The organism is Rhodococcus sp. W8901, assembly GCF_013348805.1.
Taxonomy (GTDB): Bacteria; Actinomycetota; Actinomycetes; order Mycobacteriales; family Mycobacteriaceae; genus Prescottella.
The window spans coordinates 69,531-95,345 of the sequence record NZ_CP054690.1 but is presented as its reverse complement, the minus strand read 5'-3'; the positions used below and the strand labels follow the sequence as shown (position 1 = coordinate 95,345).

Below are 25,815 nucleotides of genomic sequence, written 5' to 3'. Positions count from 1 at the left end.
CCGTCAGACGCGTCGCAGGTGGCCGGCCGTCCAGGCGGCCACCAGCGACAGCACCTCGGGATCCACCGGTTGCCGCACCAGTTTCCGGTAGACCCGCAGCGACGGCGGCGCCGGATCGCGGCGCAGCAGGTGGGTCAGGTCCGGCATCCGGACGGTGTCGACCCCGTCTGGTACGAGCGCCGCTATCGACGCCAGATCGTCGGGATCCACCTGCAAGTCCTTCGCGCCGGTGATCGCGAGCACCGGCGAATGATTCTTCTGCAGTAGCGGTTTCGGATCGAAGTCGAGGAACTCCCGGAACCAGCGGGCATTGACCTTGCGGCCACCCATCCGCGCGACGTCGCCGGTCGATCGATACAGCTTGTCGAGTGCCTTGCGCTGTCTGGCCTTCACATCCACCCGCAGCACGCGCAGGATCGCACGGGTAGGAACGGGCAACCCGTCGACGGCCTTCCCCGACTGCCAGAGCAGCACTTCCCGGCCGGTCACCGCCGGTCCGGCGAGCAACACCACCGCCGACGGATCCACCGTCCGGTCCGCACCGAGCGCCATCGCCAGGCACGCACCCTCGCTGTGGCCGATCACCCCGACCGCGTCGCGCGCGAAACCCGCTGAGCTGCGCAGCCATTCGATCGCCGCCGCCGCGTCGGCAAGGTTGTCGGTCAACCCCGTCGCATAGTAGTCGCCACCCGACTTCGCGACACCGCGCTTGTCGTAGCGCAGCGACGCGATCCCGTTGCGGGCCAATGCTTCCGCAAGCGCCCGGCTGACACCGATCGGAAGCTTCGCATGGTCGCCGTCGCGGTTCATCTCACCCGAGCCGGTGAGGATCAACGCCACCGGTCCGGCCTCGGCGCCCGCGGGGACGGTGAGGGTGCCGGCGAGGCGAGTGCCGTCCGACGACGCGAACGCCACGTCCCGCTCGGCCGTCCCCGGCCGGTCGGCGTCGGCGGCGGCGCGGATCCGCGCCACGACATCCGCCGCGTCGGCCGCGGTCACGATCAGTTCGTCGAACTCCGCGCCCGCCGCACGGCCGACGGTGCGCACGCGCACGGCCGGCACGCCGGCACGCGCGGCAACGTAGGTGCGCACTCCCCCACCCCGCCAGGTCCCGATGCGCAGGCGTCGTGGAACACCGAGGCCCGGCGCTCGCATGCCGCGGATGTTGGCGAACGCATCGGCGACCACGTCGGCTTCGCGGATCTGCTCGACGGGAACGGTGACATCACCGTGCACTCCGGCGATCCGTTCGAGACGCGACAGCCTCAGGACAATCCGGTCATCCTGCACACTGAACTCGGCCACGGCAGCACCTCCTCGCACGAGTATCCCGCGCGGCGCAGGCTTCGCGGGCTGGATCATCGCCACTGACCGGGCAGAACGGTCGACCGGGCCACGAGATGTAGCGGGCGCAGGGGGCGCGACGACAGTCGAGGCCCCCTGCATCCGCCTTCTAGCTACGAGACGACGCCGCGGTGATGCCGTGGCGCCGCAGCAGCACGCGGGTCGACCGCCGGTAGGACGCCGGGCGCGCCGGCAGGAACCACTGCGCCAGCCGCGTCAGGGGTCCCACATTCGCGTCGATCTCGTCGAGCACCTCGTCGACCTGCCGCAACGAGAACGGGATGATGTTCGTTCCGCGAGCCGGTTTACCCTCGCTGCGCTCGACCATCCAGTCCAGCCGAGTGCGGACCAAGGCACGCCGGTCCTCGAGTGACGGCAACCGGGCACCACCGAGCATGTGATCGGCCGTCCAGAGCGCGGCGGCCTCGGCACTGAGTGGACTGAACAGCGACGAGCCGTAGCCGACGAAGTAGAGATTGGGGACGTCGAGCGGCAGGATCTGCCGGTAGAGCTGGAAGTTACCCACGTCGTCGGTGAGCCGTGACTGAAGCTCATCGGTCAGGAAGGGCACCCGCTGCTCGAATCCGGTGGCGCATACGATGACGTCCGCGGGCACCACTGCGCCGTCGCCAAGTTCGGCGACCGGCTTGCCGTCCTTCTCGTGCAGCGAGGAGATGACCGCTCCTCGCCGTACTCCGATCGTGCCGTCGGCCACCTTCTCGTAGAACTGTTCCGTCGCGAGGCTCACCGCGTGCCGCACGATCCGCTCGAACGACCCCTCGGGAACCAATCCGACGCGATCGAGAAGGAGTTGCCGCTGTGTGATCGCCTGGACGGCGCCGAGCAGACCGTTGCGGAGAAACCTGCCCGGGCCGGTGAGAAACCGGCCGAATCCGCGCTGCTCGATGTGCTCGAACATCCCCTCACTGAGTCGAGTGAGGAGGATGTACTTGTAGTTCAGCACATTTCCCAGCTTTCGGGGCATCTTCCACGTGACCTCGCGGGCCACCACCGTCATGGAGGACGTGACCTCGCTGAGGGCCTCCGCGACGTCACACGCGGACTTTCCGTACCCCACGACCAGGACATCCTTGCCGGCCGCGTCCTCGAGACGGTGGAAGTCGGAGGCGGCACACAGCCGGCCGCCTGCCCGCTCGTACTCCGCCGCACCGGAATACGGGGGAACGAACGGATCACAGAAGATGCCGTTTGCGATCACGAGTCGGTCGTACTGCTGCTCCACTGTTCGGCCGCTCTCGACCTCACGGGTCGTCACCGACCAGTTCCCGGAGCCCTCGTCCTGAGTCGCCGACGTCACCTCTGTGCCCAGGCGCAGGTGCGGGCGCAACCCGAAGCTCTCGGCGTATCCGGCCAGATACCTTTGCACCTGCTCCCCCGTCGGCCACTCGGGGTAGTCCCGCGGCATCGGGTAGTCGGAGAAGGCATAGGTGCCCTTGTTGTTCTGGGTCGTCACCCCCGGATATCGACGCGTCACACTCCACACGCCGCCGACGTCCGGGGTCCGGTCGAACACGGTGACGTCGAACCCGAACTGTTTCAGCACCTTCGCCGAGGACAGGCCGGCGACGCCGGCTCCGATGATCGCGACCCTCACCGGACCACACCACCCGCGACGACTACCGGCCGCGGGCAATCGGCTCGACGCGGACTCACGCCGACGCCTCCTCACGCCCGAGCGACTCACCGAGGAACTGGCCCACCAGCTGCTGGAACCGGGACGCATGCTCGATCTGGGTCCAGTGACCACACTTTCCGAACACGTGCAGCTGCGCGTTGGGGATCGTTTCGAACATGTGCCGCGACGCCTCCACCGGAACCACTCGGTCCTCGCGGCCGTGGAGGATCAGCACCTCGTGCTCGATCTTCGCCAGGTCGGCGTCGGGCACGATCTGCGCATCGAGCCACCGCTGCCGCGGCGGCGGGAACACCTTCTCGAACGCCTCCTGCGCCCCCGGACGCAACGTCGCCCGGTACCGCAGCTCGGCGAGCTCGTCGGTCACGAGCGACCGGTCGTACGCCATGATGTCCATGATCTTCTTCATGTTCGCGACCGACGGGGTATAGCCCCACAGCGCGTCGAGTTCCGGCGTGAAGTCGAACTGCACACCGCCGGCGCCCATAAGCACGATGCGATCGAGACGGTCCGGATATCGCGTCGCAAGGTGCAGCGCCAGGCCGCCACCGAACGAGTTCCCCACCACGTGCACCTTCGGGATGTCCAGCGCGTCGAGCAGCGCCAGGATCTGATCGATCCAGGTGTCGAAGATCTCGAACTGTGCCGGTTCGGGCAGCGACGTGTAGCCGAAGCCGACGAGGTCGGGGGCGATCACTCGAAAGTTCTGTGCCAGAACGGGAATCAGCCCACGCCAGTTCGCCCAGGCCGAGACTCCGGCGCCGGACCCGTGCAGCAGGAGTACCGGCGCGCCGGTACCGACGTCGTGGTAGTTCGTGTCGAAGGATCCGGTGCGCAGGCGCTGTCCGATCTCCGGATTGGATTCAGTCGTCATTGTCAGTCCTTGCTCGGGAAGACGGAGGCCACTGCCGACAGGAGATCGTCCTGCAGTCGCTCCGGGGACGGGTAGGCGCGCTTGCTGTGCGCGAGGCCGGTCTGCACCAGCAGCTCGCACAGCTTGTACGCGACCACTCCGGGGTTGAGGACGGGCACATCGAGCACTGACGAGAGATACGCATGACTCTGGTGCATCGTGGTCGAACCCAGGATGATGACGTCAGCACCGTCCTCTTCGACGGCGGCACGCGCCTCCCGCTCGACGGCGGCGAACACGAACTCCTCCTTGCCGGCCAGCAGCTCCGCCGCGTCGGGCCGGACACCGATGTCACGCACTGACGCCAGGCGTCCGGTAAGCCCGTTCTCGCGGGCGGCTTTGTGGTAGAGCTCGTGCCACTGCGGCCACATCGTCACGACCGAGAAACGCTTGCCCAGTAGACATGCGAGCAGCATGGTGGCCTGACTCGGGGCGACGACCGGGATCGTCAACCGCGAGCGAAGTGCGGCGAGCGCCGAGTCGCTCATCGAGTTCACGCACACCGCGGCGTAGCCCTGTTCCTCGGCGCGGCACCCCGCGTCGAGCACGAAGGCATCGGCCAATGTCGTCTCGTACGCGCTGTCGAGCGTGCCACCGCCCGCGCGTGCCGACACGAACACGTTCTCGAAGTCGGGGTGGACCAAGTCGGCGGAGAGCTGGGAGGCGAAGGCGTCCAAGGATTCCGGTGGGACCGGAACCGGAACGATGTTGAGTACACGCTTCACAGGTCGAGTTCCTCTCTGGTACGGGTGAGGGTGTCGACGACGGCGTACGCGACAGCACGCGTCGCCATCATGACGTCGGTGACCGAGGCGACGCCCATGCCACCGAGCCCCTCATTGAGTTCTGCCGGCGCGGCGGCCGGCGGCCATGGGTAACCAATTCGGGCACAGGGAATTCCGAGTCTACGAATGAGCGTTCCGTCGGTCTGGCCGCCGAGCAGGGGCGTCGTCTCGTACGGTGTGCCCTCGACTTCCTCCCAACCGCGGCGGCACGACTGGACGATCCAGTTGTCCGGGTCTGTCATGCCGCCGGGCAGCGAACCGTACATCTCCCAGTCCATGTCGACACCGGGGTGCCGGCGGCAGATGTCGGCGATCATCTGCGCGAACTGGTGGCGGACGTCGCCCGGGGTCACCCGCGGGTTGACCCGGAGGTCGAGGTAGATCTCCGTCGTGGCCGACGGGAACGCCGGCTTGTCCGGGCTCCCCGACCGCACCGCGGAGATCCAGCCCTCCGGGATGGTGGAGCCCGAGGTGTTGCGTGCGGTGTACTCGGGCAGCCACGCCTCGATCTCCTGGATCACCGTCGCCGCTGGAACGATCGACGAACGGAAACCCTCGGTGCCCCTGGATATTCCCGCGTACCCGTACGTGCCCCGCACGGACACCTTGAACCAGCACATTCCCGGTTCCTCGGGGTAGACCGCCCACCACGGCTTGAGCACGACGGCGTGGTCGGGCACCATGCCGTGCGTGAGCATGTGAAACACGCCGCTGCTCATCCCGACGTGGTCACGACCACTCATCGTCACGGGCATGCCACCGCCCGCGAATCCGATCGCGAGGTCGCCGACCAGAGGAAGATCCGCGTCGACGACGGCGTGCATCACTTCGGTAAGACCGGCGACCATGCACTTCGGATTGGAGGCGCCGAGCCCGACGACCAGATCACCGTCCACCTTGGCTTCGGGAATCATGTCGGGGCGCAACGACTTTCCTACCCACGGCACATCCGAATCGGGATCGATGTGGGTGTCGATGGGCGCGTACAACAGGAGCCGGCTGCCGCCACCGGTGCCGTGCAATCCCCCGACCGCGTTCCCGGTGTGCTCGGAGATCGGCTGGTACCGAGCGTCGATGCCGACCCGATCCCGCAGGTGGGTAGCCATGAACTCGGACGCGGCCCGCTCGCGGCCCGTCGGACTGTGGATGCCGATCAGGTCGACGAGCAGGTCGCGGAAGCGATCCGCGTCCAGCTTCGCGCACACGGCCTCGTACATCTCGCGACGAGTGTCGTCGAGCGGTAGTGGCGTGGTGGTCGATACGTCAGTCACCGTTCGTCTCCTCCTCCGATACACCTGGCCGCCATGCCAGGCCCACACGATCCGTAAGACAGGTCGCCACCCGCACCAGCGCCTGGTCGGCATGCGCTGGTGCCACGAGCTGGATACCGAGCGGCAGGCCGTGCACGCCGCGTCCGGCGGGAAGCCCGACGGCGGGACATCCGCTGACGCTCGCCAGCTTGTTGAAAACGGGGTCACCCGTTCCGTCGGCGATCGCCGGCGCCTCGCCGGGTGCGGCCAACGTCACCAGCAGGTCCACCTCATCGAACGCGCGATCCACGAAGGAACGCGTTCGCCTCAGAACTGTTCGCGCATACTGGATCTCACTCGCAGGGGCCTGCCGTCCGGCCTGCAGGAACCTGTGTAACTGGTCGCTTATCCGGTCAGGGTGCGACCGGTGGATGCGCCCGGCGAGGGCGGCGGAGGCCTCGGCAGCCATGAGCAGCGTGTGTGCCTCGTCGAGTGCGATCAGGTCACTCGGGACCTCCACATCGACGACGTCCGCGACCACGTCGCGCAGACGGGAGACAAACTCCTCGAGCAGCGCGGCGGCCGCCGGCGTCGCACGGTCCGCCCACGGCGGACGCAGCACACCGACCCGCAACTCCCGCATCGGCGCCAGCACCGTGACCGCCGGCGTCTCTGATCCGTCGGTGGCGAGGGATTCATCGACCGCCCCCAACCACGCAGGATGACGCGCGAACGCCCCGACCGTGTCGAAGGTGAGCGCGACGGGAAGAACGCCGTCGAACGGCCAGCGCCCGTATGTGGGTTTGAGGGTGAACACGCCACAGAACGACCCCGGCCGGAGTACCGACCCGGCGGTCTGGGTGCCCAGCGCCAACGGCACCTGACCGTCCGCGACTGCAGCGGCCGAACCGCTCGACGATCCGCCGGGCGTATGTCCCTGCCCGTGGGGATTGCGGGTGTCCGTCGGCCGGTAGGTGGCGAACTCGGTAGTGGTCGTCTTGCCGAGGACCACCCCGCCGTCACGGCGGAGTCGACGGACCACCTCCGCGTCCCGCTCCGGCCGCCACCCCGCCCACAACTCGGAGCCGTAACCGGTGGGCTGATCGCCGGTCTCGATGATGTCCTTGAGACCGAACGGGATACCGTGCAACGCCGAGCGACGCGGCTCGGCATCGCGCAGCGCGGCCTGCTCCATTGCGAGATCGGGATCGAGGTGGGCCCACGCCTTGATCGCGCTGTCGCGCTGTTCGATTCGTTCCAGACAGCCCTCGACCGCGGAGACACTGAGGTTCTCGTCGGTCAGGATGTCCGAGAAGGGGGAAGCGACGCCGGACAACGTGGTCACCCCGCCTTCTGCGGTTCGTGACCCCACCGGGAAGGCGAGAGGAAGGTCTTGACCTCCCACTCGTCCGAGTCGACGAGGTCGCCGCCGTACCCGATCTCGATCGCGAATCCGGAAGGCGTGCGCAGGTAGAAGGACGTCACACCGTCATTGGTGTGACGGCCGAATGTCATCTGCAGGTCGATGCAGGCCTCGTTGATGAGGTCGTACGCACGGCCGACGTCGTCGATCGATTCCACCTCCAGCATCAGGTGGTTGAAGTCCCCACCCTTGAAGCTGAAGCACTCGTTCATCAGCGCCAGGCTGTGGTGACGCGGATTGCAGTGCAGGAAGGTCGCATCCGCGCCGTCCCACACGATGTAGTCCGTCAACCGGAATCCGAGGACGCGGGTGTAGAAGTCGACGGCCGCCGGGTAGTCCTTGCACATGAGGACGACATGGCCGAGACCGAGCTCGCCGGTCACGAAGCCACTGATGACACCGCCCTGAGCGAGCGGGAGGTGATCGACGGTCGGGCCGAAGCGGACCTCGTTCGGAAATCCGTCGCCATCGACGAACCGGAAGGACGCCAGCGTCATTCGCTCCTCCGGCGGGCCAGCGGGGACCCATTCGACGGCAATACCCTCGGCCGTAACACGGTCCGCGATGGCCTGGAGTTCTTCGAGGCTGTCCACGTCCCACGTGATGGTCCGGATCCGGTCCTCGGTCGCGGGGTACAGCGCTATTCGATGATGGTGGTCGTCGATTCGGATCAACAGCGGGTCCTGATCGGATGCGCGAGGTCGGGCGTGGAGCCCCAGGAGGTCGACCAGTACGTGGCGCCAAGCCTCGAGGTCCGTGACGTCGACGCTCAGAGCGCCCAGACGGGAAATACTCATCTCTTGCCTCTGTTCGGAAGTCGAACCGCGGCGCGGCGCAGTCCGATCGCGATCTAGCTGGGGAGGAACTGCTCGGCGTGGATTCGCTCTGCCGGCATTCCTAGTTCGAGCAGGCGTACCTCGGCTGCCTGGAGCATCGCCGGGGGGCCGCACAGGTATGCGGAGGTCTGCGGATGCGCGACGTCCTCGGGGGTCAGGACGCTGACGGGATTGCCCGTCAGTACATCGGGGACGGCTGCGAGTTCGTTGCCGGGTTCGTCGACGACGACTCGGACCCCCAGATTGCGCATGAAGCTCCGGCGCGCATCGAGTTCGTCGAGGTGGAACAGATCGGCCGCGCGGGTGCACCCGAAGACGAGCCGAATCGGGAAGTCGGTACGTGCAGTCTGCAGCGTCTCGAGCATCGAGAGCATCGGGGCCAGGCCGGTGCCGCCGGCGATCATCAGGCTCGGTCCCGGATCGTCCGCCAGCCCGAATCCCCCGATCGGCCCTTCCAGGTCGATCTGGTCGCCGACCGCTGCGGCGGTGCGCAGGTAGTCCGACATCGCACCGGACGGGAGCACTCGAATCGTGAAGGCCAACTTCTTGCGCTCACGCTCGCCGGACGCCATCGAGTAGGAGCGCCACTCGTCGGTGCCGGGAACGCGCATCCGCACGTACTGACCGGCCCGGAACGAGAAGCGCACCGACTTGGGAAGTTTGAGCTGCAGCTCCACCACCGACTCACCGAGCCAGGTGACCGCACCGACCTTCGCGGCGGTGACGATCACCGGGTACTCGTCCAGCATCGCTGCCGGATAGTCGAGTTCCACCTCGGACTCCGCGAAGGCGTGAGACTGACACAGCAGGCGGTGGCCGGCGGCCATCTCGTCCTGCCGCAGCGAGTACACCCGCCCCTCGGGCATCACGAGGTCACCACACGCGACCCGACCGACGCAGGTTCCGCACGTGCCGATCGTGCACTGACTGACCAGTCGGACACCGGCCGCGTTCGCTGCTTCGAGAATGGTGGTACCGGCCGGCACCGAAATGGTCTTGGTTCCGTCCGTGAACTTCAGGTGGACGTTGTTCTCAGTGGTCACTGCGCACTCCGGAATTGCGTCGGTCGGGACGATCGACATGGTCAGTCCTCGTCCTGGAAGGGCGATTCGAAGAAGCCGCGCGGGTGACGCGCTGCCATCTTTCGCCAAGCGATGATGGAATAGTCCATGTCGCAGAGCATTTCGTTGTTCCAACCGTCGAAACGTGTGTAGTGCTCCTCGGTGGCCTCACGGGCGAAGACGTCGCTGTTGTTGAAGCCCTCGAGTGCCAGCGGCAGCATGAAGTTGTCGTACTTGAAGTTGAACTCGGCGATGTCCTCGTCGGTGGTGGCGCGAGTGGCGATGATCTCCCAGTACTCGTGGTGATGATCGTCGATCGGCACGTAGAACTCGTACTGGACGACGTCGGTGATGGGCCAGTGCTCCACCATGAGGACGCCCGGAACCCAGAGCGAGGTACGGAAGTAGTGCGGCACCGTACCGCGCGCCTTCATGTTGACCTTGGGGTTGTCCAGCACAGGCTGGTACAGGTCCGGACGGTCGTACCGGTTCATCACACCCTTCGGCCCGTCCGGAATGTCGATCTCCTCGGTCGCGGAGTCGGTCAGCGCGTTGACACCCAACGGCAGCGCACGGTCGAGCGCGACCAGGATCTGGTTGTCCCAGTGCACGAGGAGGTGGCCCGGGTCGAGACCGTTCTCCGCGGCGAGACGCCAGTTGCCGACGAGCTTGCGGTGGATACCCCGGATGACGATTCCCTCGTCCAGCAGGTGCGGAACCGGAGTGTCGTTGGGGTCGTTGGTGACTCGGGCCGGTAGATCGCTGCTGAGCGGCGGCGGGGTTCCGTAGTCCTCGTCCCCGACGAACACGTAGATGATCCCGTTGACCTCTTCGACGGGATACGTGCGGATGCCGGCGTTGCCGATCAGCGAGTCGTCGGGATTGCCGACGATCGTGGTGAGGCTGCCGTCCTCGAGACCGTAGGTGAAGCCGTGGTACCAGCACGTGATGGTGCCCTCCGACAAGCACATCGGCTTGGCGGACAGCTTCACACCACGATGGATGCAACGATCCGAGACCGCGTAGGCCTTGCCGGCGGACCGGCGCACGGCGATGTCGTTGCCGCCGATCGTGATGCCCTTGACGGTGCCGTCCTCGAGCTCGTCGGACAACAGCGCGGGATACCAGTGGTTGGAGTAGCCCCAATCGGCTTTGACGTAGGGCGCGTACTGCCGGGTGACGCCGGCGGACGAGCCGCTGTGGGACGAAGCAGTCATCGAAGAGACCTCCGTGTGCTCTGGATGGATTGGCTGATCAGCTGCCTGGATGTGCCAGCTGTGCGATGGCCCGGGCTGGGGGCCGCAAGTGCTGTAGAAGTCGAAACACCTCTGGTGTTGCGAGTCACAGTATCAGTTATCCGTGGATCGTCAATAGATTTTTTATGGATCATCTACGAATTAGTGCAATGCTTGCCCCTGTTACCGTTGCAACGCAGCGCGAATCACTCATCCGCTGCACCCCACAGGTCGACCGTCGAGCGAACAGCGAAAGAGAAGATGAGCATCACCGACCCCCAGTCGCCCGGAGAGCCCGAATCACTGGCACCAGGACGGCGCTGGCACCTCGCCGAGAATGCCTACGAGGAAGCGCTGACAGCGTTCGAGTTCGCAATTCTCCAGGTGGAGGGCAGCTTCCAGCGGTTCGCGGTCCAGTCGATTCGTGTCGCGGCCGACCTCGATCTGGGATTCAACGAGGTGGTCGCGCTGCACGTCGTGCGCATGCAGGAACGGTCGAAGGACACCGCCACGATCGCCCAGCTGACCAATCGCGACGACCTACCGAACCTGCAGTACAACCTGCGCAAACTCGTGAGCATGGGGCTTCTCGAACGCACCAAGTCCGGAACCTCGTCGGTCTTCACCGTCACCGCGAAGGGCCGCGAGATCACCGATCGGTACGCGCAGCTGCGTCGCCAGACCCTTGTGTCCAACCTCGAAGAGCTGAGCGACATCACCACCAAGATGCACCATGCAGTGCGGTCGATGCAGGTGCTCACCGGCCTCTACGAGGCGGCCAGTCGCGAGCTGGCCACCATCAACACCGCGATGTTCTTCGAGCCGCTGCCTGACGAAGCGCCTGCGGCCGAGACCGAACCGCCGAAGAAGGTGGCCGGCAAGACACGCGCGCGGAGCAAGCGCACTCAGTCCTGACTCCCCGTCAGGACAGGAACCGCTCGATCGCAGCCCGTGCGGCCAGCGCCTTCTCGCCGTACTCCTGATAGAGGTCCGGGGTCAGGCGAGATGCCGGACCGGAGACGCTGAAACAACCCCGCACGGCGCCTCCCCGCCCCCGCAAGGCGACCGCGACTGCCGCGATCCCGTCGTGCAGTCCCTGATCGGTCACTGCATACCCACGACGGCGGATCTCCGCGATCTCGCTGCGCAACGCTTCCGGATCGGTCACCGTGCGGCCGGTCACCGGGGCGAGCTCGGCCGACAGGAACTGCTCGACCTGGGCGTCGGGAAGCGACGCGAGGTAGGCCTTGCCGTTCGACGCCGCATGCAGGGGCAGCCGCGTCCCCAACGGCAGGAAGGCTCGTAGCTGGTGAGCGCTGTCGAGGCGCTCGACCAGCACCAGTTCGTCGCCGTCCGGAACCGCCAGGTGAACGGTCTCTCCCGTCTCCACCTGCAGCCGACTCAGCTCCGGAAGCGCCACGTCCCGCAGGTCGTCTCCCGCCGAGAGGGCACTGCCCAGGCTGAAGGCCTTGCCGGTGATCACCCACCGACCCGCATCGTTGGTCGCGGGCCGCAACCATCCTGCGTCGGCCAGGGTCTTGAGGCATCGCTGAACCGTGCTCTTCGGAACGTCGAGCCGCTTACTGAGTTCCGACAGGCCGACCGGCTGCGCCGCCGCTACCTCCTCGAACACCCGGAGCGCGGTGAGAACGCTGTTCATTCAAGACCTTTCACACACGTCGGTTGACGTCGAGCATCGCGGGCTATAGATTAGCCGGACCACATCGTAGCACGGTGGTCCACCATGTGGACCGATGCCGTCCGGTAGGGACTTCGAGAAAGGACCCTTCACCGATGACCACCCTCACGCCTCGGCCGCTGCTGAAGTCGCTCGTCGATCCGGGCACCGGCATCGACGGCCGACCCGCGGTCCGCGTCGGAGACGACACCCTCACCCGATCCGACCTGATCGCTGCGGCGGCTGCCGTGGCCGATGAGATCGGCGGCGCCACAAGCGTTGCCATCGATGCGACGGCAACGATCGAGACGGTGATCGCGGTGACGGGATGCCTCATGGCCGGCGTGGCAGCGGTACCGGTACCACCCGATTCGGGTCCGGCCGAACGGCACCACATCCTGAAGGACTCGGACGCGCAACTCTGGCTAGGCGGTCAGCGAGGGGACGTCACACTCCCCCACGTCCCGATCGACGCACGAGCGCGATCGGGATCGACGCACCGCGAGCCCGATCCCGCCACCCCCGCGATGATCATGTACACCTCGGGTACGACCGGCGCCCCGAAGGGCGTCGTGCTCTCCCGTTCCGCCGTCGCGGCAGGGCTGGACGGGTTGGCCGACGCGTGGGACTGGAGTCCGGACGACACCCTCGTTCACGGGCTTCCGTTGTTCCACGTGCACGGGCTCATTCTCGGAGTCGTGGGGGCACTTCGGCACGGCTCACCGCTGGTGCACACGGTGCGCCCCACCCCGGAATCGTATGCAGCGGCCCGTGGTTCGCTCTACTTCGGCGTCCCCACCGTGTGGTCCCGCATGTGCGCCGACGAGTCCGCTGCCCGAGCGCTCTGCTCCGCACGGCTCCTCGTCTCGGGCAGCGCCCCACTGCCGGTTCCCGTCTTCGAACGCATGACGGCACTCACCGGATCCGCGCCGATCGAGCGCTACGGAATGAGCGAGACCCTCATCACGCTGAGCACGCGGTTCGACGGTGAACGACGCCCCGGTTGGGTGGGGTTGCCGATCCGGGGAGTCACAGCCCGGCTGCGGGACCAGTCCGGTGACCCGGTGGCACACGACGGAGAATCCCTCGGTCAGTTGGAGATCGCGGGCGCGACCCTCTTCGACGGATACCTGGGCAACTTCGACAAGACCGCCGAATCGATGACCGACGACGGGTGGTTCAAGACCGGCGACATCGCCGTCGTCGACGAACAGGGCTTCCACCGTATCGTCGGGCGAGAATCGATCGACATGATCAAATCGGGTGGCTACCGGATCGGCGCCGGCGAGGTGGAACAGGCGCTGCTGAACCACCCCGGTGTCCAGGAGGCCGCGGTCGTGGGCGTGCCGGACGACGATCTCGGACAACGGATCGTCGCGTACATCGTCGGCGACTGCCACGACCATCACGAACTGTCGAACTTCGTTGCGCAGACACTGTCGATCCACAAGCGTCCGCGCGAGATTCGCGTCGTGGACGTCCTGCCCCGAAATGCGATGGGCAAGGTGCAGAAGAAACTGCTCGTGGATGCCTTCCAGGCGGGTGGATGAATACACCGGAAGGACCGGGCCGGGTCCTGACCACGGTCGAACAGCGTGTAGCGGTCATCACGATCGACCATCGGCGCCGCCACAACGCCCTGACCGGAGCGATGCTCGACGAATTGACGGCCACGCTCACCCGGCTGGCGGACGATCCCGCCGTCTCCGTGGTTCTGGTGACCGGCGCCGGGTCGCACTTCTGCGCCGGGATGGATATCCGCGAGCTACGGTCGGCGCGGGCGTCCGGCATCCGCATGGAAGACCGGGTGACCGATGCGGAGGAGGCGCTGGCGGCGTTCCCCAAACCGACGATCGCGGCGATCGCGGGATACTGCATCGGCGGTGGCGCACAGCTCGCGCTGGCATGTGACCTCCGTGTGGCCGCCGAGAACGCCGAGTTCGCGGTGACGCCCGCGAAGCTCGGCGTGATCTACCCGGCCCGGACGATCACTCGGTTGGTCCGCACGCTCGGGCCCGCGACCGCGAAACGCCTGGTGATTACCGGCGACCGGATGGACGCCGAGACGGCACTACGCGTGGGACTCGTCGCGGAAGTCGTTCCCGCAGAAAGTCTGTGGTCCCGGGCCGCCGACTTGGCGGCAACGATCGCCACTCGGTCCTCGATCACACAACAGGCCGCCAAACAGATGATCGACGCGGCAGCGGGGCAGGGAATCGGCAGTAGACTCGAGGACCGCTGGATCGAGACGCCCAACCCGGATCTGGAAGTCGGCCTCGACGCGTTCCTCTCCGGCACAGTTCCGAGGTTCAGCGGTCCGGTGCCCTGAAGGATGTATCGAACAGCGCAGTTGCCGAGTCACAGTCGCGCGATCCGCGGCCGGAAAGTTCGGTTCCGTCAGAACCCGCGACCCGGGTTGAGGATGCCGGTGGGGTCGAAGACGGACTTGATGCCCGCCATCAGTTCGCGCTCGGCGGCACCCACCATGGACTCCATGTAGGGCTCCTCGAGGACGCCGACACCCGCCGGTGATCGAACCGCCGAGCGCGAGGCAGGCGGCGACGAGGTCGTCGAACGCGGCCCGCGCCCGCGCGGTCACGTCGGGGTCGGCGGCGTCGAACACGATGGTGGGGTGCAGGTTTCCGTCGGCGGCGTGCCCGAAGGTGCCGATGAGCACGTCGTGGCGGGCGGCGATCTCCTCGATCGCGAGAACCGCGTCGATGGCCTGCGCGGTCTCGGGGAAGCTCGCGACGACGGTGGACGCCGCCGACGGCTGGGTCCGCAGCCGCATCGTTGCCTCGGCGAGGGGCTGCTCCAGCGGGGCGCGCACAAGACCGCCCGGGTGCTGCACCTGGGCCCGGACGACGTGCGCGGCGTCTACCGCACCGGCGCCCGGGTCGAGTCCCAGGTGCTGCGCGAACTCGCGGCCTCCCGGATCGTGCCCGAGCAGGCGGTGACCGCGAACGCCGAGATCGCCGTGCTCACCGATGGTGCGCCGCTGTCGGTGGTGGACCCCGACATGCGGTTCCACACCGCGCTCGTGGACGCCGTCGGGAGCGCGCGCACCAGCCGGATCTTCCGGACCCTCGTCTCCGAGGTACGGCTGTGCATGGTCCAGGTGCAGGGCAAACACCTGCTCACCACGTCGAGCATCGCGGCCGAGCACCAGCAGATCCTCGACGCGATCGGCGACGGCGACGCCGACCGCGCGGTGGACTTCCTCACCGACCACCTCGGCCGCGCCCGCGAACGCCTCGCCGCCGTGCTGGGCGGGGTGTCCGGACCCGAGGCCGCACTGCCCGAACCCGACTAGGTCGGATCAGGGCCGCGGCCTACGCTGGGGTTATGTACCCGCCTGGAACGAGGTACGTCGAGCGTGACGGGCACGCGCTGGCATATCAGGTCGTGGGCGAGGGCGGCGAGAACAGCACGGACGTGGTCCTGTTTCTCGAGATCGGCCTGCATCCCGATCTCATGTGGACCGATCCCCACATCCACTACGTCTTCGAGCGGGCCGCGACCTTCTGCCGGATGGTGTACTTCCAGCGCCGCGGCTTCGGCCTGTCCGATCCGGTCGACCACGTCCCCACCCTCGAACAGCAGGCCGACGACGTGCTCGCGGTCATGGACGCGGTCGGGATGCACCGCGCCACCCTGGTCGGCATCGGCAGCACCTGCGGGGCCCTCGCGTTGATCGCGGCCCGCGCCCCGGACCGGGTCACCGGAATGGTCTTCCAGCAGCCCTTCGTCGAGGGCGCCCTCCGCGAGGGCGTGGACCTGCCGCGGGGGTGGACCGGCCAGTCGCGGGACCGCTTCGTCGACGGATGGCGGGCCGTCTACGACGACTGGGGTTCCGGCCAGGTCATCGCCATGTGGGATCCGACCCAGGACTCGCCGTTCAATCGGCGGCTGATGGCGCTGCTCGAGCGCTGTTCGGCGACCCCCGCCACCGCCCGCGCACACCTCGAATGGTTGTTCCGGGTCGACTACTTCGACACACTGGCCTCCGTCCAGTGCCCCACCCGTGTCCTGCACTCCGCGCGGAGCGCGGTCCCGTTGGAAGCCTCCCGGCAGATCGCCGCAGCGATTCCGCACGGCACGCTGCACGTGCTGCCCCCGCTGCCGCCCGGCACCTCGATGGGTGAGGCCTGGATACCGGTCCTCGACCACATCGAGGAGGTCGCGACCGGGGTCCGTCGGCTCGTCGACGCCGAACGCTATCTCGCGTCGGTGCTGTTCACCGATGTGGTCGCGTCCACCGAGACGCTCGCCCGGATCGGTGACAGCCGCTACCGCGATCTTCGCGCCGCGCACGAGCGCCAGGTGCGCAACGAGGTCGAGGAGACGGGCGGACGCCTGGTGAACGTCGCCGGCGACGGCACGCTGAGCGTGTTCGACGGTCCGGTCGCCGCGGTCCGGTGTGCACGCACCGTGTGCCGCCAGGCCCACCAACTGGGGCTCGGCGTACGAGCGGGCGTGCACACCGGCGAACTCGAGGGAATCGGAACCGAACTGACCGGGATGACCGTGCACGTCGGCGCGCGCATCGCGGCGGCGGCCGGCCCCGACGAGGTGCTGGTCTCACGGACGGTGCGCGACCTCGTCGTCGGCTCCGGACTGGTCTTCACCGACCGTGGTGACCACGACCTCAAGGGCGTCCCCGGGCACTGGCGGTTGTACGCACTCACCGAAACCTGCGACAGTTCCCGGGCGATGTCCCGAAACCCGTTGAGTCTGAACATGATCGATCGTCTAATTCTGGGTACCGCGCGCCACGCACCGCACCTGCTGCGGGCGGCCGGGCGGATCGCCGTCTCGCGCCAGCACCGTCGGGCCCACTGACACCCCGGGACCGCGGTCAGGACACCGTGACCGTGCACGAGTGCCATCCGCTGGCACCGTCGGGGATCGGCGCCGTCCGCTTCTCGGTCTGGGTGTTGCCGTCGAGGTCGGTGGCCCGCACCTGCAGGTTGTGCACCCCGGGCGGGGCGTCCCACTGCCACGTCCACTGCCGCCACGTGTCGATCGAGTACGGCGGCGCGAGCGTCGCGGTCTGCCACTCGCCGCCGTCGACGCGGACCTCGACCCTCGCGATGCCGCGGTGCTGCGCCCACGCGGTCCCCGCGACGACCCTCGGACCGGCGGTGATCCTCCCGAACGCCGCGGGCACGTCGATGCGCGACGCCGTCTTGATCGGCGCCTGCTCCGCCCACCCGCGCCGCGTCCAGTACGCCTCCGCGCGGTCGAAGCGTGTCAGTTCCCAGTCCACCACCCACTTCGTCGCCGAGACGAACCCGTACAGACCGGGCACCACCTGACGGACCGGGTAGCCATGCTCGAACGGCAGCGGTCGACCGTTCATCGCGACCGCGAGGATCGCGTCGCGGCCGTCGCGCAGCACCGCGACCGGTGTCCCGACGGTGAACCCGTCGGAGCTGGTGGACAGCAGCATGTCCGCGGTGGGCGAGACGCCGACCTCGTCGAGCAAATCCGCGATCCGGTAGCCGATCCAGGTGGCGTTGCCCGCGAGGTGGCCACCGACCTCGTTGGAGACGCAGGTGAGCGTGACGGCCCGTTCGATCGGTTTCCGCGCGGTCAGGTCGTCCCACGTGAGCGTGACCTCGCGATCGACCATGCCGTGGATGCGCAGGCGCCAGTTCTCGGTGGTGAGCATGGGGACCTGCAGCGCGGTGTCGATGCGGTAGAAGTCGTCGTCGGCGGTGATGAAGGGGGTGACGTCGGGCACCGCGATGTCGGTGCCGGGCGCGATCGGAGCCGCGCGGTCGGCTGCGGCGACGCCGGGCAGGGTGAGGTTGCTGCGGTTCCGGATCGCCCCGGAGACGGTGCCCGCCAGGTAGCGGCCGGTGGCCGCGGCGGCGGCAGCCGCGGCGGCCACCGATGCAGCCAGGATCAGGAAGGTGCGCCGTGGCATGCCCGAGACCTCGACGGCAGCTCCCTCCGGAACCCGTGCCCGCGCGGTGAGCACCCGCAGCGTGAGGATGCCGGCGGCCACACCGGCGATCGTCGGCAGCGCGTGGACAGCGGTGGCGCCGGGACGGTGGGTCGCGGCGTACACCCCGACGATGCCGAGCGCGAGCAGGATCGCGCTGCCGTACGGGCGCCGCGGCTGTTCGATCATCCCGGCCACCGCGGTGAGCAGCACGATCAGGATGCTCATGCCGACGAACAGGGCCGGCTTGTCGCCGGTGCCGAACGTGGTGATCGCGAACTCCCGCGCCCACGCGGGACTCCGATCGACGGTGGTGGAGCCGACCGCGAAGAACGGTGAGGACTCCGCGCCGATCGGCACCGACAGCAACTCCCCCACACCCAGCACCATCGCGGCGGCCAGCACGCCGGACAACGCTCGCGACAGCAGGTGCCGACGCGGTACCGTCGTGGTCCCCGAACCCTCACTCGCCGTCATGCCGTCCCGCTCCCTCCCGGCGTCCGTCGGGGAGTGGGCGCCGACGCGCCGTGCGGGTGGATCGGACCGAGCGTTACTGCGCCTCGGGACCGCTCACCCGTGCCGACATCCCACCGATCTCCACGACGTCGCCGTCGCGCAACTGTCGACCGCGACGGATCTCGACCTCGCCGTTGACGCTCACGAGCCCGTCGGCGATGACGCCCTTCGCCTCGGCGCCCGAATCGATGAGATTGGCGAGCTTGAGGAACTGACCCAGGCGGATCGACTCGTCACGGATCGGCACAGCGTCCACAGCGTCAGACATGCCACCATCATCCTCCTTCGCCCCAAACAGCCCTTCGACGCCTCACACTGGAGACAGACACCACACCGTGACGGGAAGGACCTCGATGGCCACGAGCACCGGCACCCCTGCCGATGCGGCGGAGAACCCGGAACAACACCGGTCCTCCCTCGCGCCGAAACGCGGACACCTGAGCGAAGTTCCACACATCGCGGGACTCGTCCTCGGGGTGTTCTCCGTCCTGGTCTTCCTGTGGAGCCTGTCGCCGGCGCTGCGGTACCTCGTCCACACCCCGCGCGTGTACGTCGAGAACTACTATTTCGACGCCCCGGACACGAGCTTCGCGTGGGCACTGGTCCTCGGGCTCGTCGCCGCCGCGCTCGCGAGCCGCAAGCGGATCGCGTGGTGGCTGCTCACGATCTACCTGACGGTGTTCGCGGTGTTGAACGCCGTGACGGCCGTGGTCGACAAGAACATCAACTCCGCCGTCGCGTTCGTCGTGCAGCTGGCGGTCATCGGGATCCTGATCGCCGCGCACAAGGAGTTCTACACCCGGGTCCGACGCGGCGCCGGCTGGAAAGCCCTCGGGGTGCTGGTGGCCGGTCTCGCGGTCGGCACGCTCCTCGGCTGGGCGCTGGTGGAGATGTTCCCCGGCACCCTGCCGTCGGGCCAACGGTTCTTCTGGGCCCTCAACCGCGTCACCGCGCTCGTGGTGATCGAGAACGAGCAGTTCGACGGCCACCCGCACGCGTTCGTCAACACCCTGCTCGGACTGTTCGGCGCACTCGCACTGCTCGCCGCGGTGATCACGCTGTTCCGCTCGCAGCGGGCATCGAACGCGTTGACCGGCAACGACGAATCGGCGCTGCGCGGGCTGCTCGACGCGTACGGCGGAGGCGATTCCCTCGGCTACTTCGCCACCCGGCGCGACAAGGCCGTCGTCTTCGCTCCGAGCGGCAAGGCCGCGGTGACCTACCGAGTCGAGGCCGGGGTGTGCCTCGCCAGCGGCGACCCGATCGGCAACCCGGAGGCGTGGTCGCACGCGATCGACGCGTGGCTCGAGCTCGCGTCGAAGTACGGCTGGGCTCCGGCGGTGATGGGCGCGAGCGAGGCCGGCGCCACCGCCTACAAGCGGGGCGGACTGTCCGTCCTCCAACTCGGCGACGAGGCGATCCTCGAGACCCGCGATTTCAGCCTGAACGGCCGCGAGATGCGGCAGGTGCGCCAGGCCGTGCACCGCGTCCGCAAGCAGGGCGTCACCGTCCGGATCCGACGCCACCGCGACATCCCGCCCGCCAAGATGGCCGACGTGATCTCCCGCGCCGACAGCTGGCGCGACACCGAGTCCGAGCGCGGCTTCTCGATGGCCCTCGGACGGCTCGGCGACCCCCTCGACGGTGACTGCCTGCTGGTCGAGGCGATCGGACCCGACGGTGGCGTGCTGGGCATGCTCTCGCTCGTGCCGTGGGGTTCCAACGGGGCCTCGCTCGACCTGATGCGCCGCAACCCGCTCGCCCCGAACGGCGTCAACGAACTGATGATCACCGAGCTCGCGACCCGCGCGGACGAGTTCGGGGTGATCCGGATCTCGCTGAACTTCGCGGTGTTCCGGTCGGCGTTCGAGGAGGGTGCCCGCATCGGCGCCGGCCCGGTCCTGCGCGTGTGGCGCTCGATGCTGCTGTTCTTCTCCCGGTGGTGGCAGCTCGAGGCGCTGTACCGCTCCAACGTGAAGTACCTGCCGGAGTGGGCGCCGCGCTACCTGTGCTTCGACGACAACCGGCAGCTGCCCCGCGTCGCGATCGCGTCGGCCATCGCCGAGGGCTTCCTGACGCTGCCGAGTTTCGGTCACCGCACCGACGCCCTCGCCCACACCGGCCGTCACACCGCGGTACCGGAAGCGTTGGCGCACTCCGGGATCCTGCACGCGGACGGCAGCGCACCGGACGCCGCCCCGGCTGCCGCGGAGATCGTCCCCGCCAAGGTCGATCCGACCGGGCCCCGCCGCCCCGAGCAGGTCCGGGTACGGATGGACAAGCTCGAGCGCCTGGCCGACGAGGGCATCGACCCCTACCCCGTCGCCTATCCCCCGACCCACACGGTCGCCGCGGCCGCCGCCTCGCCCGAGGGCACGCGGGTGCGGATCGCGGGCCGACTGCTGCGAATTCGCACGTACGGCGGTGTCGCGTTCGCGGTGCTGCGGGACTGGTCCGGCGACATCCAGGTGCTGATCGAACGAACCGCCGTCGGTGACCGCCTCGACGAGTTCTCCGCCGACTTCGACCTCGGGGACCTCATGGAGGTCAGCGGGACCATCGGCCGCAGCCGCAAGGGTGAGCTGTCGCTGCTGGCGACGGACTGGCGGATGAACGGCAAGTGCCTGCACCCGCTGCCCGACAAGTGGAAGGGCCTGACCGACGCCGAGACCCGGGTGCGGCAGCGGTACGTGGACCTCGCGATCAACCCCGAGTCGCGGCGGCTGCTGGCCGCACGCACCGCGATCGTGAAGTCGCTGCGCGACACGCTTTCCGGTCGCGACTACCTCGAGGTGGAGACGCCGATCCTGCAGCGCATCCACGGCGGCGCCAACGCGGCCCCGTTCGTCACCCACATCAACGCGTACGACCTGGACCTGTACCTGCGGATCGCGCCGGAGCTGTTCCTCAAGCGACTGTGCGTGGCCGGAATGGAGAAGGTGTTCGAGATCGGGCGCGTATTCCGCAACGAGGGCGTGGACTTCAAGCACAACCCGGAGTTCACGATCCTCGAGGCGTACGAGGCGCACAGCGACTACGAACGCATGATGGTGTTGTGCCGCGAGCTGATCCAGGCAGCGGCCGTCGCCGCGCACGGCAGCCAGACGATCATGCGGCCCGGACCGGACGGCGAACTGGTCGCCGTCGACATCTCGGGCGAATGGCCGGTCAAGACGATGCACGGTGCGGTCGCCGAGAAGGTCGGCGTCGAGGTGACCCCCGAGACGCCGCTGGAGATCCTGCAGAAGCTGTGCGACGAGAACGAGATCGAGTACCAGAAGAGCTGGGACGCGGGTGCCGTCGCGCAGGAGATGTACGAACACCTGGTGGAGGGGCAGACCGAGTTCCCGACGTTCTACACCAACTTCCCGACGTCGATGTCGCCGCTGACCCGGCCACACCCCACCATTGCGGGCGTGGCCGCGAAGTGGGACCTGGTGGCGTGGGGCATGGAACTGGGCACCGCATACAGCGAGCTGACCGACCCGATCGACCAGCGGCAGCGGCTCACCGAGCAGTCACTGCTCGCGGCCGGCGGCGACGCCGAGGCGATGGAACTGGACGAGGACTTCCTGCAGGCCCTCGAGCACGCGATGCCGCCCACCGGTGGCCTCGGCATGGGCGTCGACCGGATCGTCATGCTCATCACCGGCGGCAGCATCCGCGAGTCGCTCGCCTTCCCGTTCGCCAAGCCGCGGAACTGAGGACGCGGTGACGATGACCGTCCGGCGGTACCTGCTCACCGCGCTGCTGATCGCGGGCGCGATCCTGTACTCGTCGTGGGTACTCGCGTTCGTCCTGAACACCGGGGAGGGCCCGTTCGAGGGGTTCGCCAGCCAACTGGCGGCGACCGATGAGGAACACGGGATCCTCTACCGCAGCGGTGACCTGCTGACCGGGATCGTGCTGACGATCGCCGCGCTGGTGGGGCTGACCATCCGTCCGTGGCGATTCCTCACCGTCGTCGGCTGGATCGCGCTCGGTGTGTTCGCCGTCGGCACGATCGCCGATTCCCGGCTGCCGCTGCGGTGTTCGAAGCCCGCGTGCGAGGCGGCGCAGGTGCCACTCACCCACCAGTGGCACGCACTCACGAGCACGCTGTCGGTGACGGCGGCGGTGGTCTCGGCGCTCGCGTTCATCATCGCGATCTACGTCTACCGCGCACCGCAGGCGATGTGGTGGGCCGGGCTCACCGTCGTGGTGCTGTTCCTCGTCGGCACGCTGTGGATGCTCGTCGGCGTCGACGACCCGTCGGGCAGCCACAGCTGGCTCGGCTTCGCCCAGCGCGTCGAACTGCTGTCGATGAGCGGGTGGATGGTCCTGGTCGCGGCGACGGTCCTGAACGACCGGACATGGCGGGACGTGCACGGGGTGTCCGGTTCTGCCGGTTCCACGTGAAACCCCGCTCCCCCGCGTTTTGCGCACTTATCGGTGATATGCGAGCCCGAAACTCAACGATAAGTGCGCAAAACGCGGCAGGGAGGGGTCAGACCGGCTCGGCCCAGGCCCCCAGTTTGTCGGGGTTCATGATGATCGCGATCTCGTGGACACGTCCGTCCGCGACGGCGAGATCCAGGACCGCGGCCACCTGATCGTCGAACGAGATGACCACTCCGGTGCGGTTGTTCACCGACGCGAACCGCGCACCCAGCGTGAGTCCACGCGCCTCACTGAGTCCGACGATGCCCAGCAGATATCGCGCGACCCGCTCGACACCCACCACCGGCACCCGCGCGATGCCCGGCATTCCGCCGCCGTCGGCGCGGGACACCACCTCCGGCGCGAGAACGGTCGTCAGAGCGTCGATGTCGCCGGTGGCGCAGGCCGCCGTGAACGCGGCCACCACCTGCCTCCGCTGCTCGTCCTCCGGCTGGAACCTCGGCGCGGACCGCAGGTGACGCCGCGCCGTGGACGCGAGCTGACGGCACGCGTCCGGTGTCCGGCCGACGACGTCCCCGATCTCCGCGAACGGCATACCGAACACGTCGTGCAGGATCAGCGCGACCCGCTCGCCCGGCGTCAGCGACTCCATCGCCCGCATCAACGCCACCGACACCGACTCGTCGAGCGTCACCGCATCGGCGGGATCCGGTGGCCGTCCGCTCACGGTCGCCGGGCCGATGGTGCCGGGCACCGGTTCCGGCAGCCAGATGCCTACGTACGACTCCCGCCGGGCACGAGCAGACCCCAACTGATCCAGGCAGATCCGGCTGACCACCGTCATCATCCACGCGAGCGGCTCGCGAATCGACGCCCGCTCGCCGTCCCCGAGTGCCTGCCACCGGACGACGGCGTCCTGCACGGCGTCCTCGGCGTCGTGGGCCGAGCCGAGCATCCGATACGCCACACCGAAAAGCTGTTTGTAGTCGGAGGATTCGGGAACGAGATTCATCGGATCTCCTCCACCACCCGGGACGCCGCGCGCGGGCGCGGCCCCTTGGGGGTCTTGTAGGCGCCGGGCCGGGTCCGCTCGGCGCGCATCTTGTCGACGGTCATCCGGCAGATCGACTCCTTGATCATGGCACCGAGCCGCCCGGACGCCGCGACCGGGCGCGGACGGTCGTCGGGGTGGACCAGTTGGAGGTACCCGGCCTTGCGCCCCAGGCTCATGCACTGGGCCACCAGGCCGAGGGACAGCGTCGGGGGCCGCGCGCCCCGTACCCGTGCCAGCACGGTGTGGGCGGCGTGCCCACCGAGCGGCATCGCCACCGCGCACGCCATGCGCAGGTGCGCACCCACCTCGGGCGGCGCGACGACGGCATCACCGGCGCCGACGATCGCGGGGCTGTCGATGCTGGTCAGCGTCGAGTCGACGCGGAGGCGTCCGGCGGCGTCCGTCGCCAGTCCGCTGCGCGCGGCGAGGTCCGGCACGGTGAACGAGGCGGCCCACACGCACACGTCGAACCCGAGGACGGTCCCGTCGGCGGTGAGCAGTTCGCGGTCGCGTACCTCGGTCACGCGGGTGTCGTCCCGCCACGCGACACCGAGCCGGCGGAGGGCGGCGAGCACCCGGCTGCGCGCGGCATCGCGCATGAAGCCGGCCACGCCACCCGCCGACACCATCTCGACGGCGAGATCCGGGCGGGCGGCACCGATCTCACCGGCGATCTCGATCGCCGTCGAACCACCGCCGACGACCCGCACCATCGAACCCGGCGCGAGCGCGGCCACCGCTGCGCGCAGGGCCTCCGTCGAATCGACGTCACCGGCGTGGTGGGCGTGCTCGCCCACGCCCGGGACGGACCGGTCGGTGTTGCTGCCGACCGCGTACACGAGGGTGTCGTATCCGACGGATTCGACGCCGTCACCGACGGCCACGTCCACGCGGCGCCGGGCCGCGTCGATCGCCGTCGCCGACCCCACGACGATCTCCGCATCGCCGTGCAGCAGGTCCCGTAGCGGCACCGCCGCCGTCGAACGGGTGCCCGCCGCGACCTCGTGCAGGCGGATGCGCTCGACGAAGTCGGCGCGGGGATTGACCACGACCACAGAACAGTTCCGGGCCGGGTCCTCGCCCGGCATACCGCCCCGGCTCGACAGGATCCGGTTGGCGGCGAGCACCCCGGCATACCCTGCGCCCAGGACCACCACGCGGTGAACCGGCGCCGACGGACGGTCGGAATACAGCTTCGTCATGACGGTCTCCTGCCTCGCGCCCGCCGGGTGCGGGCTCCTGCACTACTGACGACAGAGGACGCGAAAACGTGAGATCGGTCGGCGTGGTGTCGGACACCTGTCACGGCGATCGGAACCCCCCGATACCGCGTTTTGCGCACTTATCGCTGATCCGCGGGCCCGAACAGGGCCGGTAAGTGCGCAAAACGCGGGCAAGATCAGGAAACGGGGCGCAGCGGGTGGATGCCGGGGGCGGCCGAGAGGTGCGAACCGAAGGCACCGGCCGCCTCACGCATGTGCGGGGACTTCATGTGCGCGTCGAGCGCGTCCTGACCCGCCCACACCTCGACCACGACGAACGTGCCCGGCGCCGACGCCGACTCGTACAGGTCGTACGACACGCAGCCATCCTCCTTGCGGGTGGCCTCCGCGAGCGTGGTGAGCGCGGCACGCACCACGTTCTCGGATCCGGACTTGGCCGGAATGGTCGCTACGACATGCAGATTCGACATCAGATCCTCTTTCTGTGAGCGCCGCCACAGCGTGCGGCTTCCC

The 25,815-nt window shown here is 68.4% G+C and carries 22 protein-coding genes and 1 pseudogene; 7 read left to right on the top strand and 16 right to left on the bottom strand.

Annotated elements, in window-relative coordinates:
- Positions 1-3: 3 nt before the first annotated feature.
- The 9 genes from HUN07_RS00425 to HUN07_RS00385 all read right to left on the bottom strand — a co-directional run bounded on the left by HUN07_RS00425 (position 4) and on the right by HUN07_RS00385 (position 10,483).
- A complete protein-coding gene (locus tag HUN07_RS00425; protein WP_174907261.1) occupies positions 4-1,305 on the bottom strand; it encodes an alpha/beta hydrolase family protein in 1,302 nt (433 codons plus the stop codon).
- Positions 1,306-1,453: 148 nt separating this feature from the next.
- Entirely contained in the window at positions 1,454-2,959 is a 1,506-nt protein-coding gene (locus HUN07_RS00420) for a flavin-containing monooxygenase (RefSeq protein WP_254622704.1), read from the bottom strand.
- A 55-nt stretch (positions 2,960-3,014) separates the two neighbouring features.
- Entirely contained in the window at positions 3,015-3,872 is an 858-nt protein-coding gene (locus HUN07_RS00415) for an alpha/beta fold hydrolase (protein ID WP_174907259.1), read from the bottom strand.
- 2 nt (positions 3,873-3,874) lie between these two features.
- Entirely contained in the window at positions 3,875-4,636 is a 762-nt protein-coding gene (locus HUN07_RS00410) for an aspartate/glutamate racemase family protein (RefSeq protein WP_174907257.1), read from the bottom strand.
- On the bottom strand, positions 4,633-5,967 hold the full coding sequence (locus HUN07_RS00405; protein ID WP_114720396.1) for an acetylornithine deacetylase: 1,335 nt from the start codon (positions 5,965-5,967) through the stop codon (positions 4,633-4,635). Before HUN07_RS00405 ends, HUN07_RS00410 begins: the two co-directional genes overlap by 4 nt.
- Positions 5,960-7,291: an amidase gene (locus HUN07_RS00400; protein ID WP_174907255.1), complete on the bottom strand. Its 1,332-nt coding sequence runs from the start codon at positions 7,289-7,291 to the stop codon at positions 5,960-5,962. The genes HUN07_RS00405 and HUN07_RS00400 overlap by 8 nt, the downstream gene beginning before the upstream one ends.
- Entirely contained in the window at positions 7,288-8,166 is an 879-nt protein-coding gene (locus tag HUN07_RS00395) for a VOC family protein (RefSeq protein WP_174907253.1), read from the bottom strand. Before HUN07_RS00395 ends, HUN07_RS00400 begins: the two co-directional genes overlap by 4 nt.
- A gap of 53 nt (positions 8,167-8,219) precedes the next feature.
- Positions 8,220-9,248 carry an FAD-binding oxidoreductase gene (locus HUN07_RS00390; protein ID WP_254622703.1) on the bottom strand — a complete coding sequence of 343 codons (1,029 nt, stop codon included), beginning with the start codon at positions 9,246-9,248 and terminating at the stop codon, positions 8,220-8,222.
- Positions 9,249-9,289: 41 nt separating this feature from the next.
- Complete coding sequence (locus HUN07_RS00385; protein WP_174907249.1) at positions 9,290-10,483, bottom strand: Rieske 2Fe-2S domain-containing protein; 1,194 nt, start codon at positions 10,481-10,483, stop codon at positions 9,290-9,292.
- 279 nt (positions 10,484-10,762) lie between these two features.
- Between HUN07_RS00385 and HUN07_RS00380 the strand changes: the two genes are divergently transcribed.
- Positions 10,763-11,416 (top strand): helix-turn-helix domain-containing protein, encoded by a 654-nt coding sequence (locus tag HUN07_RS00380; RefSeq protein WP_114720386.1) that lies wholly within the window; start codon positions 10,763-10,765, stop codon positions 11,414-11,416.
- Positions 11,417-11,423: 7 nt separating this feature from the next.
- On the opposite strand, the gene HUN07_RS00375 is transcribed toward HUN07_RS00380, so the two are convergent.
- Positions 11,424-12,161, bottom strand: a complete 738-nt coding sequence (locus tag HUN07_RS00375; RefSeq protein ID WP_114720384.1) for an IclR family transcriptional regulator — start codon at positions 12,159-12,161, stop codon at positions 11,424-11,426.
- A gap of 134 nt (positions 12,162-12,295) precedes the next feature.
- Between HUN07_RS00375 and HUN07_RS00370 the strand changes: the two genes are divergently transcribed.
- Positions 12,296-13,729 carry an acyl-CoA synthetase gene (locus tag HUN07_RS00370; RefSeq protein ID WP_174907247.1) on the top strand — a complete coding sequence of 478 codons (1,434 nt, stop codon included), beginning with the start codon at positions 12,296-12,298 and terminating at the stop codon, positions 13,727-13,729.
- Entirely contained in the window at positions 13,726-14,508 is a 783-nt protein-coding gene (locus HUN07_RS00365) for an enoyl-CoA hydratase/isomerase family protein (protein ID WP_174907245.1), read from the top strand. Before HUN07_RS00370 ends, HUN07_RS00365 begins: the two co-directional genes overlap by 4 nt.
- A gap of 68 nt (positions 14,509-14,576) precedes the next feature.
- Here the strand turns inward: HUN07_RS00365 and HUN07_RS00360 are convergent.
- Positions 14,577-14,886: pseudogene (locus HUN07_RS00360) on the bottom strand (FAD-linked oxidase C-terminal domain-containing protein); the annotation flags it as partial.
- Here HUN07_RS00360 and HUN07_RS00355 point away from each other — a divergent pair.
- Entirely contained in the window at positions 14,812-15,492 is a 681-nt protein-coding gene (locus HUN07_RS00355; protein WP_174907244.1) for a GntR family transcriptional regulator, read from the top strand. The pseudogene HUN07_RS00360 and the gene HUN07_RS00355 sit on opposite strands and share 75 nt — an antisense overlap.
- Before the next feature lie 32 nt (positions 15,493-15,524).
- Complete coding sequence (locus HUN07_RS00350) at positions 15,525-17,021, top strand: adenylate/guanylate cyclase domain-containing protein (RefSeq protein WP_114720378.1); 1,497 nt, start codon at positions 15,525-15,527, stop codon at positions 17,019-17,021.
- A 16-nt stretch (positions 17,022-17,037) separates the two neighbouring features.
- Here the strand turns inward: HUN07_RS00350 and HUN07_RS00345 are convergent, their stop codons facing one another.
- Both HUN07_RS00345 and HUN07_RS00340 read right to left on the bottom strand, forming a co-directional pair.
- Positions 17,038-18,606: a molybdopterin-dependent oxidoreductase gene (locus HUN07_RS00345; protein WP_174907242.1), complete on the bottom strand. Its 1,569-nt coding sequence runs from the start codon at positions 18,604-18,606 to the stop codon at positions 17,038-17,040.
- A gap of 73 nt (positions 18,607-18,679) precedes the next feature.
- Entirely contained in the window at positions 18,680-18,913 is a 234-nt protein-coding gene (locus HUN07_RS00340; protein ID WP_114720376.1) for an RNA-binding S4 domain-containing protein, read from the bottom strand.
- An 85-nt stretch (positions 18,914-18,998) separates the two neighbouring features.
- Between HUN07_RS00340 and lysX the strand changes: the two genes are divergently transcribed.
- Both lysX and HUN07_RS00330 read left to right on the top strand, forming a co-directional pair.
- On the top strand, positions 18,999-22,349 hold the full coding sequence (gene lysX / locus HUN07_RS00335) for a bifunctional lysylphosphatidylglycerol synthetase/lysine--tRNA ligase LysX (RefSeq protein ID WP_174907240.1): 3,351 nt from the start codon (positions 18,999-19,001) through the stop codon (positions 22,347-22,349).
- Between the two features lie 13 nt (positions 22,350-22,362).
- Positions 22,363-23,043, top strand: coding sequence for a DUF998 domain-containing protein (locus HUN07_RS00330; RefSeq protein ID WP_174907238.1), 681 nt, complete (start codon positions 22,363-22,365; stop codon positions 23,041-23,043).
- Between the two features lie 88 nt (positions 23,044-23,131).
- On the opposite strand, the gene sigJ is transcribed toward HUN07_RS00330, so the two are convergent.
- The 3 genes from sigJ to HUN07_RS00315 form a co-directional block, all read right to left on the bottom strand.
- On the bottom strand, positions 23,132-24,037 hold the full coding sequence (gene sigJ / locus HUN07_RS00325; RefSeq protein WP_174907236.1) for an RNA polymerase sigma factor SigJ: 906 nt from the start codon (positions 24,035-24,037) through the stop codon (positions 23,132-23,134).
- The gene (locus HUN07_RS00320) at positions 24,034-25,281 is read right to left on the bottom strand and encodes an NAD(P)/FAD-dependent oxidoreductase (protein ID WP_174907234.1); all 1,248 of its coding nucleotides are present in this window, start codon (positions 25,279-25,281) and stop codon (positions 24,034-24,036) included. Before HUN07_RS00320 ends, sigJ begins: the two co-directional genes overlap by 4 nt.
- Positions 25,282-25,478: 197 nt before the next feature.
- Complete coding sequence (locus HUN07_RS00315) at positions 25,479-25,772, bottom strand: putative quinol monooxygenase (RefSeq protein ID WP_114720368.1); 294 nt, start codon at positions 25,770-25,772, stop codon at positions 25,479-25,481.
- Between the last annotated feature and the right edge of the window lie 43 nt (positions 25,773-25,815).